At 71.9% G+C, this 14,701-nt stretch carries 12 protein-coding genes; 5 read left to right on the top strand and 7 right to left on the bottom strand.

Annotated elements, in window-relative coordinates; all coding sequences use genetic code 11:
- Positions 1 to 37: 37 nt before the first annotated feature.
- On the bottom strand, positions 38 to 544 hold the full coding sequence (locus CS0771_RS02105; protein ID WP_212839542.1) for a hypothetical protein: 507 nt from the start codon (positions 542 to 544) through the stop codon (positions 38 to 40).
- A 144-nt stretch (positions 545 to 688) separates the two neighbouring features.
- Here CS0771_RS02105 and CS0771_RS02110 point away from each other — a divergent pair, with 144 nt between their 5' ends.
- Together CS0771_RS02110 and CS0771_RS02115 are read left to right on the top strand one after the other, a co-directional pair.
- Complete coding sequence (locus CS0771_RS02110; RefSeq protein WP_212839543.1) at positions 689 to 922, top strand: AlpA family transcriptional regulator; 234 nt, start codon at positions 689 to 691, stop codon at positions 920 to 922.
- A gap of 100 nt (positions 923 to 1,022) precedes the next feature.
- On the top strand, positions 1,023 to 1,523 hold the full coding sequence (locus CS0771_RS02115; RefSeq protein WP_212839544.1) for an Rv3235 family protein: 501 nt from the start codon (positions 1,023 to 1,025) through the stop codon (positions 1,521 to 1,523).
- A 480-nt stretch (positions 1,524 to 2,003) separates the two neighbouring features.
- On the opposite strand, the gene secA is transcribed toward CS0771_RS02115, so the two are convergent.
- Positions 2,004 to 4,838, bottom strand: a complete 2,835-nt coding sequence (gene secA / locus CS0771_RS02120; RefSeq protein ID WP_212839545.1) for a preprotein translocase subunit SecA — start codon at positions 4,836 to 4,838, stop codon at positions 2,004 to 2,006.
- Between the two features lie 364 nt (positions 4,839 to 5,202).
- Here secA and CS0771_RS02125 point away from each other — a divergent pair, with 364 nt between their 5' ends.
- From CS0771_RS02125 to CS0771_RS02135, 3 genes are read left to right on the top strand one after another with little or no spacing between them, the layout of a single operon-like run.
- The gene (locus CS0771_RS02125; protein ID WP_212839546.1) at positions 5,203 to 6,837 is read left to right on the top strand and encodes a BTAD domain-containing putative transcriptional regulator; all 1,635 of its coding nucleotides are present in this window, start codon (positions 5,203 to 5,205) and stop codon (positions 6,835 to 6,837) included.
- A 48-nt stretch (positions 6,838 to 6,885) separates the two neighbouring features.
- On the top strand, positions 6,886 to 7,452 hold the full coding sequence (locus CS0771_RS02130; protein WP_212839547.1) for a GNAT family N-acetyltransferase: 567 nt from the start codon (positions 6,886 to 6,888) through the stop codon (positions 7,450 to 7,452).
- A complete protein-coding gene (locus CS0771_RS02135; protein ID WP_244870549.1) occupies positions 7,449 to 8,573 on the top strand; it encodes a GNAT family N-acetyltransferase in 1,125 nt (374 codons plus the stop codon). Before CS0771_RS02130 ends, CS0771_RS02135 begins: the two co-directional genes overlap by 4 nt.
- A gap of 48 nt (positions 8,574 to 8,621) precedes the next feature.
- On the opposite strand, the gene hpf is transcribed toward CS0771_RS02135, so the two are convergent.
- The 5 genes from hpf to mtrA form a co-directional block, all read right to left on the bottom strand.
- Complete coding sequence (gene hpf / locus CS0771_RS02140) at positions 8,622 to 9,254, bottom strand: ribosome hibernation-promoting factor, HPF/YfiA family (RefSeq protein ID WP_203753419.1); 633 nt, start codon at positions 9,252 to 9,254, stop codon at positions 8,622 to 8,624.
- A 253-nt stretch (positions 9,255 to 9,507) separates the two neighbouring features.
- A complete protein-coding gene (locus CS0771_RS02145; RefSeq protein WP_244870550.1) occupies positions 9,508 to 10,197 on the bottom strand; it encodes a ComF family protein in 690 nt (229 codons plus the stop codon).
- A 42-nt stretch (positions 10,198 to 10,239) separates the two neighbouring features.
- Positions 10,240 to 12,072 carry an LpqB family beta-propeller domain-containing protein gene (locus tag CS0771_RS02150; RefSeq protein WP_212839548.1) on the bottom strand — a complete coding sequence of 611 codons (1,833 nt, stop codon included), beginning with the start codon at positions 12,070 to 12,072 and terminating at the stop codon, positions 10,240 to 10,242.
- Positions 12,069 to 13,610, bottom strand: coding sequence for an MtrAB system histidine kinase MtrB (gene mtrB / locus CS0771_RS02155; RefSeq protein WP_212845567.1), 1,542 nt, complete (start codon positions 13,608 to 13,610; stop codon positions 12,069 to 12,071). Before mtrB ends, CS0771_RS02150 begins: the two co-directional genes overlap by 4 nt.
- 237 nt (positions 13,611 to 13,847) lie before the next feature.
- The gene (gene mtrA / locus CS0771_RS02160) at positions 13,848 to 14,537 is read right to left on the bottom strand and encodes an MtrAB system response regulator MtrA (RefSeq protein WP_120316862.1); all 690 of its coding nucleotides are present in this window, start codon (positions 14,535 to 14,537) and stop codon (positions 13,848 to 13,850) included.
- Between the last annotated feature and the right edge of the window lie 164 nt (positions 14,538 to 14,701).

The raw sequence follows: 14,701 nt of genomic DNA on the forward strand, positions 1-14,701 counted from the left end.
TCGCTCCGCGAGCTCACGAAGGTGCCCTTCCTGACGGTCATTGCCGCAGGAGGTCGTCCAGCTCCTCCGGCGCGTACCAGAGCAGGTCCAGATCTTCCGCCGAGTCGACGGTGAACTGCGCGTCCGGATCCCCGGCGGAGGCCTGCTCGACCACCTCGGCGGCGGCCGCCACCACGGACTCGCCGTCGGCCTCGTCGACATGGAACGCGGCGATGGCGCCCCGGGGCACCGCGCCGGACAGCCGCACCGTGCTCGTGCCGAGGTCACGGTCCTGCACGCTCACCTGCGACGCGGGCACGTCCGCCGAGACGACCACGCGCCGCCGCGGTGCCGCCGGATCGTCCCGCAGCAGGCGCAGCGCGTCCTGCGCGGCCCGCATGAACGCGACGTACTCCAGCTCCTCCTCGTCGCCCTCGGCGTACCACTCCCGCAGCGCCGGAGTCACCGCGTGGGCCATGGCGCCCGCCAGCTCGCCGCCGTCGCGCAACGCCGCCACCAGCGGCACCGTCGCGGGCAGGTACACCCTCACGAGATCGCTCGCCACGTCCCCGTCCTCTCCCGGCGCCGGCTCCGGCCGCCTAGTCGTCTGCTCAGTCTCGCATGTGCCCACCGGGCTCCCGTGTCACACCATCCGGTGGCAAACTGAAGCAACCGCAAGCATTCCTCTTGCCACAGGAGAACCGCCGACATGACCCAGGCCCAGCCCCGCTTCCTGACCCTGGACCAGGTGGCCGAAGAACTCAGCACCACCACGGCGCAGATCTACGCCCTGGTCCGGCGAGGCGAGCTGCCCGCCATCAAGCTCGGCGGCCGCGGCCAATGGCGCATCGAGCGGACCCGGCTGGAGGAGTACATCCTGCAGCTGTACGGCGAGACCGAGCAGTACATCAGGGACAACCCGCTGACCGGCGGCGACGAGTGAGATCTTGGGATTGGCATTGACCGATCGATGCTGGAGGCGCTACAAAGAATCAAACGAAGGCAAACTCAAGCAAACTCAAGATCAAAGGGTGGTGATCCCGATGACGGTCGCACCGGCCGGGTCCGTCCGCATCCATCGCGCGCCGCGGCTCGACCCGCCGTTCGACGACGAGCTGCACCCCACCACCTACCGGCCCGCCCGAGCCGAACCCGCCGAGGCCGTGCCGCCGCAGGCCGTCGCCGGCGCCTCGCCCGAGTGCCACACCGCCGCGCACCGCTTCCTCAACCTCTGCCTGGAGCTGTTCAACGGCTTCCGCGCGCCCAGCCAGCTGCGGCCGCTGCTGCGCGTCACCGAGGCCCACGACCTGCTCGAAGAGCTGGCCCGCGCGCTGCGCCGACTGGCCCTCCTGCGCCGGACCGCCCCGGCCGGGACGACGCACCAGCCCGTGCGCCGCCGGCAGCTGCGCACCTGCGAGCCGCGAACCGGCGTCGCCGAGGTCGCCGCGGTGCTCAGCGACGGCCGCACCACCTGGTCTCTGGCGTACCGCCTGGAGCGCGACGGCACCACCTGGCGCTGCACCGCCCTCACCGTCCTCCTCTGACGCCCACTCCGACCCCCGGGCCGGGCGCCCGCGAGCCACACCACCGCAACGCCCGTCCCGGGCTCCACCCCGCGCCCGGCCCGAGCAAGATCGGCACTTCGTGTCCAAACCTGTGGCCAGACCCCACCTTTCGACACAAGACACCGATCTCCCCCAGACACCCGGCCCCCGCCCGAGCCACACGGAAAGCCGAAGGCAGCCAAGATCGCGGTCTTGTGTCACAACCTGCGGCTGGACCCGACCTTTGGACACCAAACAGCGATCTTGATCCGACGGACACCGGCTGGCCGGGATCCGCGGAGGCTGAGCACGCTGAAGATCGCCGTCTCGTGTCGGAACCTATGGTTCAGCCTTAGCTTTGGACACGAGACGGCGATCATGACCGCACCCGACGAAACCGGGCCGGGCAGGGGCGGGGTGGATACGGAGAAGGGGCCGACCCGTGCCGGGTCGGCCCCTTCTGGTGCTGGTGGGCGCGGGTCAGGCGGCGCCGTGGCAGCGCTTGTACTTCTTGCCCGAGCCGCAGGGGCAGGGCGAGTTGCGGGACGCCGGAGCGGCCACCGCGCCGCGGGCACCGCCGCGCGGGGACGGCTTGCGGTCGCCACCGCCGCCGATGCCCAGTGCGGGGGCCTGCTGCACCTGCGGCGAACCGGCACCGGCGGCACCGTCGATGGTCGGCGAGGTGTACTGCACCCGCTGCGGCTGCTGCCGCTGGCCGAGACCCTTGGCCCGGACCTCGACGTGCGACTCGCCGTCGGGCAGCGGCACGCCGGGGGTGGGCTCGGCCGGCGCGGCCTGCTCGACCTGGACCTCCAGGTTGAACAGGAAGCCGACGGCCTCCTCCTTGATGCCCTCCATCATCTGGGCGAACATGTCGAAGCCCTCACGCTGGTACTCGACCAGCGGGTCGCGCTGGGCGTACGCGCGCAGGCCGACGCCCTCCTGGAGGTAGTCCATCTCGTAGAGGTGCTCGCGCCACTTGCGGTCGATGACCGCGAGCAGCACCTGGCGCTCCAGCTCACGCATGGCCTCGGACCCGAGCTGCTGCTCGCGGCGGTCGTACGCGTCGTGCGCGTCCTGCTTCATCCGCTCGACGAGGAAGTCGTGGTCGAAGGTGCTGCGCTCGCCGCCGGTCTCCTTCTCCAGCTCGTCGAGCGTGATGCCGACCGGGTAGAGCTGCCGGAGGTTGGTCCACAGCTGGTCGAGGTCCCAGTCCTCGGCGTACTCCTTGCCGGTGCCGGTGGTGCCGCCGGTGACGTACGCCGTGACGACGTCGTCGATCATGCCCTCGACCTGCTCGTTCAGGTCCTCGCCGTCGAGCACGCGCTTGCGCTCCGCGTACACCACCTGGCGCTGCTTGTTCATGACCTCGTCGTACTTGAGCACGTTCTTGCGGATCTCGGCGTTCTGGGCCTCGATCTGCGTCTGCGCGCTGCGGATCTGCCGGGTCACCATCTTCGACTCGATCGGCACGTCCTCGGGGATGTTGAAGCGGTCCATGACCGCCTCGACCGCGCCCGAGCGGAACCGGCGCATCAGGTCGTCCTGCAGCGACAGGTAGAACCGGGACTCGCCCGGGTCGCCCTGCCGGCCGGAGCGGCCGCGCAGCTGGTTGTCGATGCGGCGGGACTCGTGACGCTCGGTGCCCAGCACGTACAGGCCGCCCGCGGCCTGCACCTCCTCGGCCTCGGCCTTGCAGGCCTCCTCCCAGGCCGGGAGAATCTCGTCGAGCGCCTTGTAGTAGTCGTCGCCGTGCTCCTCCTCGGTGAGCCCGCGCTGGCGCAGCTCGGCCGCGGCGAGGAACTCGGGGTTGCCGCCGAGCAGGATGTCCGTGCCTCGACCCGCCATGTTGGTGGCGACGGTGACGCCGCCCTTGCGGCCGGCCTGGGCGACGATCTCGGCCTCGCGCGCGTGGTACTTCGCGTTGAGGACGGAGTGCGGGATGCCCTTGCGGCGCAGCAGCTGGGACAGGATCTCGGAGTTCTCCACGGAGACCGTGCCGACGAGCACCGGCTGGCCGGTGGCGTGGCGCTCGGCGATGTCCTCGACGACCGCCTGGAACTTCGCCTTCTCGGTCTTGTAGATGACGTCCGACTTGTCCTGGCGGACCATCGGGCGGTGCGTCGGGATGCTCACCACGCCGACGTTGTAGACCTTGTTGAACTCGCCCGCCTCGGTCTGCGCCGTGCCGGTCATGCCGGACAGCTTCTCGTACATGCGGAAGTAGTTCTGCAGGGTGACCGTGGCGAGGGTCTGGTTCTCCTGCTTGATCTCGACGCCTTCCTTGGCCTCGATCGCCTGGTGCATGCCCTCGTTGTACCGGCGGCCGTGCAGGATGCGGCCGGTGAACTCGTCGACGATCAGGACCTCGCCGTCGGAGACGATGTAGTCCTTGTCGCGCTTGAACAGCTCCTTGGCCTTGATGGCGTTGTTCAGGTAGCCGACCAGCGGGGTGTTGACCGACTCGTACAGGTTGTCGATGCCCAGCCGGTCCTCGACCCGGGAGACGCCGCGCTCGGTGACGGCGATGGTCCGCTTGGCCTCGTCGACCTCGTAGTCGCCGGAGCCGTCCTTGCCGCGCTCCAGGCGGCTCACGACCGCGGCGAACTCGCCGTACCAGCGCTGCGACTGCTCGGCGGGGCCGGAGATGATCAGCGGGGTCCGCGCCTCGTCGATGAGGATCGAGTCCACCTCGTCGACGATCGCGAAGTTGTGCCCGCGCTGCACCATGTCGTTGGCCGACCAGGCCATGTTGTCGCGCAGGTAGTCGAAGCCGAACTCGTTGTTCGTGCCGTACGTGATGTCGCAGGCGTAGGCCGCGCGGTGCTCGTCGGAGGGGCGGTTGGGCAGCACCACGCCGACGGTCAGGCCGAGGAAGCGGTGCACCCGCCCCATCCACTCGGCGTCACGCTGGGCCAGGTAGTCGTTCACGGTGATCACGTGCACGCCGTTGCCGGACAGCGCGTTCAGGTAGGCCGGCAGGGTCGACACGAGGGTCTTGCCCTCACCGGTCTTCATCTCGGCGATGTTCCCGAAGTGCAGCGCCGCGCCACCCATGATCTGCACGTCGTAGTGCCGCTTGTGCAGCACCCGCTTGGCGGCCTCGCGCACCGTGGCGAACGCCTCGGGGAGCAGGTCGTCCAGGGTCTCCCCGTCGGCGAGACGCTCACGGTACTGGTCAGTCAGCGCCCGCAGCTCGGCATCGCTGAGATCGACGTAGTTCTCCTCGATGGAGTTGACGGCGTCGGCGATGGCCTTGAGCCGACGGAGCATCCGCCCCTCACCGGCACGGAGGATCTTCTCGAAAATCGACACGGGTGTTCATCGCTCCCTAGACAGTCTGCCGACCCATCGTAGGCGCATCGGACGGCGAATCGTCACCCCCGGGGAAGTGACCCAGCAGAATCGGTCAACAAGTCACATACCCCCAACCATTCCCGGGTCGTCGAACGTCGGTGACACGGCCGCCCGCCGCAGGGGAGACGGCCGCCGCGCCGCAGCGCGCCGGCCGCCCCCGTACCCCCTGACACCGGGCCGAGCCGCTCACCGTCACGACCATGGTGAGCAACGCTGCTGCCGCGCCGCTGCCGATATGCTGCCGACTGCTGCGCTCCGGCTGACCCCTGCGCGTCCGCGCCGCTCAGCCGCGCGAGCAGCCACCCCGACCAGGAGGACCCCCGTGACCGACAGGCCGCTGCGCTTCGAGCTGCTGGGCCCGCTGCGGGCGTGGCACGGCGGCCGGGAGCTCGACCTCGGGCCCGGCAAGCAGCGGGCGGTGCTGGCGATGCTGGTGCTCAACGCCAACCGGCCGGTGTCCCCCGCCGCCATCATCGACGCGGTGTGGCAGCAGGAGCCGCCCGAGAACGGCCCGAACGTGGTACAGAAGTACGTGGCCGGGCTGCGCCGCGCGCTCGACCCGGACCACTCGCCGCGTACGCCGGGGCAGCTGATCACGCTGACCCCGGCCGGCTACGTGCTCACCGTGCCGGAGGGCAGCCTCGACACCGAGCGGTTCACCCGCGAGGTGGCCCGCGCCCAGGGCCTGCGCGCCGAGCGGCGGCTGCTGGAGGCGGCCTCGGTGCTGCGCGAGGCGGCGGGCGGCTGGCGGGCCGAGCCGCTGGCCGGGCTGACCGGCCCGGTGTTCGACGCGGCCCGGGAACGCCTGGTGGAGGGCCGGGCCGCGGCCCTGGAGGCGATGGTCGAGCTGGAGCTGGAGCTGGGGCGGCACGTGGACGCCGCGCCGCGCCTGGTGGAGCTGGTGGCCGAGTTCCCGCTCCGGGAGGGCCTCCGTTACCTGCTGATCCTGGCGCTGTACCGGTGCGGCCGGCAGGCCGAGGCGCTGGCGGCGTACCGGGACGCGCGGGCCCTGCTGGCGGACGAGTTCGGCGTGGAGCCGGGCGAGCGGCTGCAGCACCTGCACCGCGGCATCCTGCAGGGCGACCCGGCGCTGCAGGCCCCTCCCCCGCCGGTGCCGAGCCAGGCCCCGCCCGCGCCGATGCACCAGCCGGTGGCCACCGCCGTAGCGACGGTGCTCGCCGGGCCGTATCCGGTGCCCGCGCCGCACGCCCCGCTGCCGGGCGGTCCGGCGGTGCCGGCCGGCTGGGCGCCGTACCCGGTGGTGCCGGGGTGGCCGGGGTATCCCGCGCCGCCGCCTCCGCCGCCGGTCTCGCCCGAGGACAGCGCGCGTACCCAGCGGATCATCCTGGCCGCGGTGGGCGGCGCGGTGCCGCTGCTGTCGTGCGGCTTCGCCAGCTTCGCCACCATGGGCTTTTTCGCCGCGTACCGCCGCAGCTGGTGGGTGGCCGGGTCGGCGGTCGCCTACCTGGCCCTGAACGTCTTCGCTTGGACGAGCATGACCACCGGCGAGACCGAGGAGCTGACCCTGCGCGACGACCTGGCGCTGATGTCGATCCTGGTCGCCTGGGTCGGCGGCATCGCGCAGGGCCTGTTCCTGGGGCTCGACAAGCCCACTCGCACGCCGTCGGCCGCCGTGGTGCGCGCCATCGAGCTGCGGGTGCGCCGCGAGCAGGCACGCCACCTGCTGGCCCGGCACCCGGACATCGCCAAGCGGCTGCACATCGGGCGGCCCGACCTGGCCCCCGCCTTCGACGACGGCGGCCTGGTCGACGTCAACAGCGCCCCGGCCGAGGTGCTGGCCGCGGTGCCCGGCATCACCGCGGAGCAGGCGCGGCACATCGTCGCGCACCGCGCCGAGCACGGCCCTTTGCTGACGGTGGACCACCTGGCCCATCACCGGCTGCTGCCCGCGCAGGTCGTCGACGACCACCGCGACGTGCTGGTGGCGCTGGCCTGAGCCGATAACGGGTACGCCCCCGGCCGCGCGATGTGCCAGGGTGGGGCCATGAGCAACCCGTACGACCACCCCCAGCCCGTGCTGCGCACCGTCACCGCGCGCGGGGAGGCGCTGACCCTGCGCCTGCCGGAGCCCAGCGACGCCCCGGGCATCCTGGCCGCCTGCACCGACCCGGAGACCCTGCGCTGGACCACGGTGCCGCTGGACTACGACCACGAGCGGGCGCTCGGCTTCGTGCACGACTACGCGCCCGGCTGGTGGCAGCGGCGCGAGGGCGCGGCGTTCGTGCTCGCCGACGCCGAGGGCTACGCCGGCCAGATCGACCTGCGGGTCGGCAAGGACCCCGAGGTCGCCGACGTGGGCTTCCTGACCGCGCCCCGGGCGCGCGGCCGCGGCTACATGAGCGCCGCGCTGCGCACGGTGGCCGAGTGGGGCATCCGCGAGCTGGGCCTGGCCCGGGTGGAGTGGAAGGCCCACGTGGGCAACGACGGCTCCCGCAAGGTCGCCGAGCAGGCGGGTTTCACGTACGAGGGCGTGCAGCGCAACGGCTGCGCGCACCGCGGCGAGCGCCGCGACGCCTGGACCGCCGCGCTGGTCCGCGAGGACCTCCCGTGACCGAACCGGTGATCCTGGAAGGTGCGGGGGTGCGGCTGCGGCCGTTCGCGGCGCAGGACGCGCCGCGCGTGCGCGAGGCGTGCAACGATCCGCTGATCACGCACTTCATGGCACAGATGCCGAGCCCGTACACCGAGGCCGACGCGCAGTGGTGGATCAACGAGGGCGCCCCGGCGGCCTGGCGCAAGGGCGGTGCCGCCTGGGCGGTGGTCGATCCGGACACCGGCGACCTGCTCGGCGGCGCGGGCATGGGCCAGGTCCTGCCCGAGCGGGCGCAGGCCGAGGTCGGCTACTGGGTCGCCCCGTGGGCACGCCGGCGGGGTGTGGCCACCGCGGCCACCCGGGCGATCACGGACTGGGCGTTCGCCGAGCGCGGCGTCGCGCGGATGGAGCTGGTCACCGCGCCGGGCAACGCGGCCAGCCAGCGGGTGGCCCTGGCGGCGGGCTTCACCCGCGAGGGGGTACGCCGCGGCGGCGCCACCCTGCGCGACGGCTCCCGTGGGGACTACATCGTGTTCACCCGGCTCGCGACCGACCCGCCCGGCCCGGTCGCCCCCGGCCTGCCCGACCTCCCCGGCGGCGAGCTGACCGACGGCGCGGTCCGGCTGCGCCGGCTCGGCCCCGGCGACGCCGAGGCGCTGTTCGCGCTGTCCCAGCTGCCGGAGGTGCGGCGCAGCAACATCGGCGGGCCGAGCACGCTGGACGGCGTACGCGAGCGCTGCGCGCTGGCCGAATCGGAATGGCTGGCCGGGGTCCGCGCCGTCTGCGCCATCGTGGACGCGGCCACCGGCGAGTTCGCGGGTGACATCGGCCTGTTCTACCAGGAGCCGTTCCTGCGGCAGGCGATCATGGGATACAGCCTGCGCCCGGAGTTCCGGGGCCGGGGCCTGGCCTCCCGGGCGGCCCGGCTGCTCAGCGACTGGGCGATGGCGGACGCGGGCGTGATCCGGGTGGTGGCCGGCACGTTCCCCTACAACGACGCGTCGCGCCGGGTGCTGGAGCGGGCCGGGTTCGAGCGGGAGGGCTACCGCACGGCCCGGCTGCCCGGACCGGACGGCACCCGCATCGACGACATCGAGTACGTGCGGATCGCGCCGCACCGCACGTCCGCCGACCAATGAGAATCGGCCTGTCCCGCCGTCGTGACGGGACAGGCCGAAATGGTCATCTCACCAGGCGAGCGTCAGCAGGCCGTAGTCGTACGCCTTGCGGCGGTAGACCACGCACGGCCGTCCGCTGTCCTTGTCGTGGAACAGGTAGAAGTCGTGCCCGACCAGCTCCATCTGGTACAGCGCGTCGTCCACCGTCATCGGCTCGCCGGAGAACTCCTTCTCGCGCACGATGTGCCACGGCTGGTCCGCGTCCTCCAGCGCGTCCACCGCGCCGCCGGCGCCGTTGGCCGAGCGGATCATGGTGGCGGTCGATCCCGCGGCCGGGGGTTGGAACGCGGCCAGGCCCGCGGTCGCTTCGGCGACGGAGACCGGAGCGCGGCGTCCGCGGTGGACGCGGCGGCGGTCGGCGGCCTTGCGCAGGCGGCGGTCGAGGCGGTCCACGGCCTCGTCGAGGGCGGTGTAGAAGTCGCCGGCGGCACCGGTGGCGCGGATGACGGGGCCGCGGGTGACGCAGGTGATCTCGATGTGCTGGCAGGAATCAGCCTGACGCGGGTTGCGCTCGTGGATTAGCTCGACGTCGATTTCAATGATCTTCTGGTCGTAACGCTCAACCTTCGCCAGCTTGTCTGCCACGTGTACCCGGAAATGATCCGGGACCTCGACATTACGACCCTTGACCTCGATGTCCACGCCTGACCTCCCACGGTCTGTCCGAGTGCGGAAACACCCCGGCGACTGTGTCCGGGGCGCACTTGTGTAAGCCCCTTCCGACGCTCCTGTCACTGCCGAGGCGGTGACTCCATCAGGTGGTTGGCTTCTGACGCTAGCCGCTCGTCAGCCCCTCGTCATCCTTTGTACCAAGACTGTTTTGACGAGATTCGCCCTTTCGGTACCACGCGTCATGGAGCCGTCACGGAGCACCGATCACGTCATTATCCGAAGATTACGACCATATTGCGCGCTGTGGCGGAATACGGCGTGTCGCCGCGAGGACGACGCAGCCGTCGACGCGGACACCCGCGCCCGCCAGCAGCTCCGACGCGGCCGCGAGAGTGGATCCCGTGGTGACGATGTCGTCCAGCAGCAACGTCACGGATCCGGGCGCGGCACGCCGTACGTCCGCTATACCCCTTGATCGCAGAGCGAAACCCCCGGCCGCGGCCGCCGCCCGCTGCGCCGAGGACAGGTGCGCCGAGTCGGCCTTGGGCAGCGCGACCAGCGGCGCGGCGACGGACGCGGACCGCCCGGCCTCGCGCAGCCGGGCCGCCGCCGCGCGGGCCAGCAGGCGCATGTGGTCGCCGTGCCGGGCGCGGGCCGCGGCGGCGGTGTCCGGGACGTAGAGCAGCAGCGCCGGGGCGGACGGGGGCGTGCTCGCGGCGACCGCCTCAGCCAGCAGCGCGCCGAGCGGGGCGGCCAGGCGGTGCCGCCCGCGCTCCTTGAACGCCAGGATCAGTTCACGCAGTTCCCCGGCGTAGTCGCCGAGCGCCACGCAGGGCGGCAGGCCGGGCGGCGGCGGATCGGGCCGGGTGGGAGCAGCCCGGAGCGCCTGGACGGTGGCGGCACAGGTCGCGCACACCTCGGACCGCAGCGGCTCGCCGTCGCGGCCACAGCCGGCGCAGGACGCGGGCAGCACGAGGTCGGCCAGCGCCTGCCACAGCGTCCCGGCGGCCAGGGCTCAGCCCTCGAAGATCGCGCCGGTGACCGTGACCTGCTGCGGCGGGCTGGGCGAGGCCGACGCGCCGGGCGACGGCGAGGCCGTGGGCACCTCGTGCAGCTTCGGCTCCAGCGTGGTCTTGGGCGGGTTGTTGTTGTACGCCTGGTAGCTGATGCCGTCGATGTCGAACAAGATCTTGCCGGGCTGGTCCACGAACGCGGTCAGATTGCTGATCTCGCCTGCCTGATCGTTCCTGTACTGCGCCTCCAGCGCGCCGTCGACGGTGATCTCGGCCAGCCGCACCTTGCTGGCAGAGCCCGCCACCACGAGGGTGTCCAGGCCGACGAAGCCAACCCCGCGCAGCGCCGTGTCCAGCTCGCTGAGCGGCACCCGGTACGGCTCGCCGATGCCGGCGATCTCGGACTTCTGCCGCACCAGCCCGGCCATGTACAGGCGGCCGTCGGCGATCAGCGCGATCCGCCGCCCGTCCGGCGCGACGGCGAACGAGGTGATCGGTTGCGACGTCGGCAGGCGGGATGTGTCCAGCGCAGTGGCCTTGCCGCCCTCCCCGCCCACCGCGTACAGCCTGCCCGAGCCGAGCACCAGCAGGACGTCCGCCTTCCCGTCCAGCCACGCCAGCTCGGTCAGCGCGTCCGGCAGGCCCGTGATCCTCCGCTGCTGGTCATCGCGGGCGAGGTACAGCTCCGGCTTGCCCTTCACGGTCTTCACCAGCGCGAACAGGCTCTCCTCCCGGGCGACCGCGGCCCTGACCACGTTCTGGTTGAGCTTCGCGTCAAGTGGCAGCGGCGCCTGCACCGAGAGGCGGGTCAGCACACCGTCGACCAAGCCGAACCGGGCAGGGTCGCGTACGTCGCCCGCGGCGGCCAAGTCGTTGCGCGCCGAGGACAGGTCGGCCGCGAACTCGACCCGGTTGACCTTCAACTTGATCGTGGCGACCTTGCTCGACGGGGTCAGCGTCCAGAACAGCTGCGACGCGAACTTCTCGAATTGCGCCTCGGGCAGGTCGGTCCTGAGGTTGACCTTGATCTCACTGCCGTCCGCGACGATCAGGTCGATCCGGCTCGTCGTGCCCGGCAACTGCGGCGCCACCACCTGGTCCAGCCATTCCGCCGGGCCGCTGAGCAGGTAGTCGACCAGCCGGTTGCCATGCTGCTCGGCGGGCAGCGCCTTGGGCACGTAGCGCACATCCGTCACCAGCGACGTGCGGTCCTTGTTCCAGAAGTAGACGGGCTGCTTGACGTAGTACGTCTCCAGCTTGTCGACGTCGAGCCACAGCGCTGGCGGCTGTTTGATCAGGTGCAGCCCGCCGCCCTCGGCCGGGCCGAACTCGAACGTGTAGGACGACTTCTTGGGCTGCTGCTCGGGCACGAACTGGCCGTCCGAGTTCAGCGTGCCGACCGTCGTCATCTCCACCACGACGTTGCGCTCGCCCTCGCGGGTCATCCCGCCCGGTGTGCGTCTGACCAGGGTCAGTTCGGTGCCGGATCCGGGACTCCAGTTGTCACGCAGGTTGGGGGCGAGGAAGCTCTTGACGTTGGTGAGGGCGAGGTTGCGGGACGCCGTCTGGAAGTAGTCCCCAGCGGCGGCCGACAGGAAGTTCTCCACCAGGACGGTCCGGTCGTCGGCGGCGGACCACTTGGGCGGCTCCGGGTTGGTGTACGACAGTTGTCCACCCGGACCGGCCGACGGGCCGACGCCGACCCGGGTGACCCCGCTGGGCACCGAGATGCCGCAGCCGGTCAGCAGCACGCCGCTCAGCCCGACCGCGAGCAGCCCGGCGATCCCGCGGACGCCCCGCCGGACGTGGGGCGCCGGACGCTGGTGCGTGGTCATGCGGTCACCTGCCCGGCACCGGTGCGCTGCGGCGCCGTGACGTGATCGGCCGGGATCAGCGGCAGCGGCGAGCCCGCCAGCCGCCCACCCGCGCGGACCGGCAGGGTGAGCCGGAACTGCGCGCCCGCGCCGGGCGCACCCCAGGCCTCCAGCCAGCCGCCGTGCAGCCGGGCGTCCTCCACGCTGATCGACAGGCCGAGGCCGGTGCCGCCGGTCTGCCGCGCCCGGGACGGATCGGCTCGCCAGAACCGGTTGAACACGAGTTTCTCCTCGCCAGGCTTCAGGCCCACGCCGTGGTCGCGCACGGTGATCGCGACCGCACGGCTGTCCATCGCCAGGGTCACCGTCACGGGGCGGCCCTCGCCGTGGTCGACCGCGTTGCCGACCAGGTTGCGCAGGACGCGCTCCACCCGGCGGGGATCGATCTCGGCGATGATGGGCGGGTCCGGAGCCACCAGCACCAGCTCGACGCCGACGCGGGCGGCGACCGGCTCCAGCCGCTCGGTGACCCGCTGCACGACGGTGACCAGGTCGGTGGGTTCGGCGTCGAGCATCGCGAAACCGGCGTCGAAGCGGCTGATCTCCAGCAGGTCGGTCAACAGCTCCTCGAACCGGTCCAGCTCGGCCTGCAGCAGCTCGGCGCTGCGCGCCGACGCCGGGTCGAAGCTGTCGCGCTCGGAGTAGAGCAGGTCGGCGGCCATCCGCACGGTGGTCAGCGGCGTACGCAGCTCGTGCGACACGTCGGAGGTGAAGCGGCGCTGCAGCCGGGACATCTCCTCCAGCCGCACGATCTGCCGCTGGAGGTTGGCCGCCATCTGGTTGAAGGCGTCGGCCAGCAGCGCCATCTCGTCCTCGCCCCGGACCACCATGCGCTGGTCGAGCAGCCCGGCCGACAGCCGCTGCGCGGTGCGGGCCGCGACCCGCACGGGGGCGACGGTGGCCCGAGTGACCAGCGCGGTGAGCATGCCGAGCAGCAGCACCAGCGCCACGCCGACGAAGCTGATCGTGGAGCGGATGTCGCCGGCGACCTTGAACTCGGTGTCCACCGGGAAGAGGTAGTAGAGCTCGACCGAGCCGGTCCGCCACTTCTGCGTGGGCACCGACGAGCCGTAGACGAGGTAGGTGTGTGCGCCGTCGCCGAGGTCGGCTTGCACGTACTGGCTCGCCTCGTAGCCGCCGACGACGTCTTCCTCCAGCTGCGGGGTGATCGCCCGGTGGGCCTCGACCTGCGGCCAGGCCAGCCCGGTCTGCTGAAGGGCCTGCACGTTCTCGCGCTTGAACCGCATGGTGACCACCACGCCGTTCTGGCCGGTCCCGGCCAGTCCGGCCAGCAGGCTGGTGATCTCCGAGGGGGTGTTCGGGCTCTCCGGGTTGGGGATGGCCTGCATCTGCTCGGTCGCCTTGGCCACGCCGCTGCGCAGCTGCCGCAGCGCGTCCTCGTTGGCGCCCTCCAGCAGGCTGTCGGTGCTGCTGTCGGCGATCAGGTAACCGAAGCCGCCGACCAGCGCACTTGAGCAGAGCAGGGTGATGGTGACCATCCGCAGCTGCAGCGAACGCCGCCAGATCCGGTGCGCCTGCCGCACGGGCGGGGCCAGCTTGCGTGCCGCCGGGCGCAGCGCGGGCACCTTGGCCGCACGCTTCACGAAGCGCTTGACCGCGACGGTGGCCCGCTCGGTGGCGCCGGGCACGCCCGCAGGCTGCCCGGACGACTCCGCCTGGCGGGGTCTGGGCAGCTCAGTAGGGGTAGGGGTGGGGGTGGTCACGGCAGGGCAAGGTTAGCTGGTGCCGGCCTTGTAGCCCACCCCGCGCACGGTCAAGATGATCTCCGGACGCTCCGGGTCCGGCTCGATCTTGGCGCGCAGCCGCTGCACGTGCACGTTCACCAGGCGGGTGTCCGCCGAGTGCCGGTAGCCCCAGACCTGCTCCAGCAGCACCTCGCGGGTGAACACCTGGCGCGGCTTGCGGGCCAGCGCGACCAGCAGGTCGAACTCCAGCGGGGTGAGCTTCACCTCGGCGCCGTTGCGGGTCACCGTGTGCGCCGGCACGTCGATGATGATCTGGTTGTCCGGCGGGCCGATGGTCAGCAGCTCAGGCGTGACGTCCTCGCCGCGGCGCAGCCGTGCCCGCACCCGGGCCACCAGCTCCTTCGGCTTGAACGGCTTCACCACGTAGTCGTCGGCGCCGGACTCCAGGCCCAGCACCACGTCCACGGTGTCGCTCTTCGCCGTGAGCATCACGATGGGCACGCCGGACTCGGCCCGGATGGCGCGGCACACGTCCAGCCCGCTCATTCCGGGCAGCATCAGGTCCAGCAGAACCACGTCGGGGCGCGCCTCACGGAACGCGGCCAGCGCCCGCTCGCCGTCGGCCACGAAGGCCGGCACGAACCCCTCGCTGCGCAGCACGATGCCCAGCATCTCGGCGAGCGCGGGATCGTCGTCCACCACCAGGACGCGGGCCCTCATGCGGCATGCCTCGGCATCATCGGAGCGCTCATGCCGTCCAATATCCCATCCCATACGCCGAGACACGAACCGGCTTCGCTGATCTCGTCCGATCGGCCAGGGTAGGGACCGCGCATCGGGCCACGCCGTGCCACTATGGCGGCGACCCGCCCCCGGCACGCCGT

Source organism: Catellatospora sp. IY07-71 (assembly GCF_018326265.1).
GTDB lineage: Bacteria > Actinomycetota > Actinomycetes > Mycobacteriales > Micromonosporaceae > Catellatospora.

What these genes read in the sequence shown, in the direction of transcription:
- CS0771_RS02115 (WP_212839544.1), top strand. Translation starts at nt 1,023, where the DNA reads ATGACGGTCGCACCGGCCGGGTCCGTCCGCATCCATCGCGCGCCGCGG.
- mtrA (WP_120316862.1), bottom strand. Translation starts at nt 14,537, where the DNA reads ATGAGGGCCCGCGTCCTGGTGGTGGACGACGATCCCGCGCTCGCCGAG.
- mtrB (WP_212845567.1), bottom strand. Translation starts at nt 13,610, where the DNA reads ATGGTCACCATCACCCTGCTCTGCTCAAGTGCGCTGGTCGGCGGCTTC.
- CS0771_RS02130 (WP_212839547.1), top strand. Translation starts at nt 6,886, where the DNA reads ATGAGCAACCCGTACGACCACCCCCAGCCCGTGCTGCGCACCGTCACC.
- CS0771_RS02110 (WP_212839543.1), top strand. Translation starts at nt 689, where the DNA reads ATGACCCAGGCCCAGCCCCGCTTCCTGACCCTGGACCAGGTGGCCGAA.
- CS0771_RS02150 (WP_212839548.1), bottom strand. Translation starts at nt 12,072, where the DNA reads ATGACCACGCACCAGCGTCCGGCGCCCCACGTCCGGCGGGGCGTCCGC.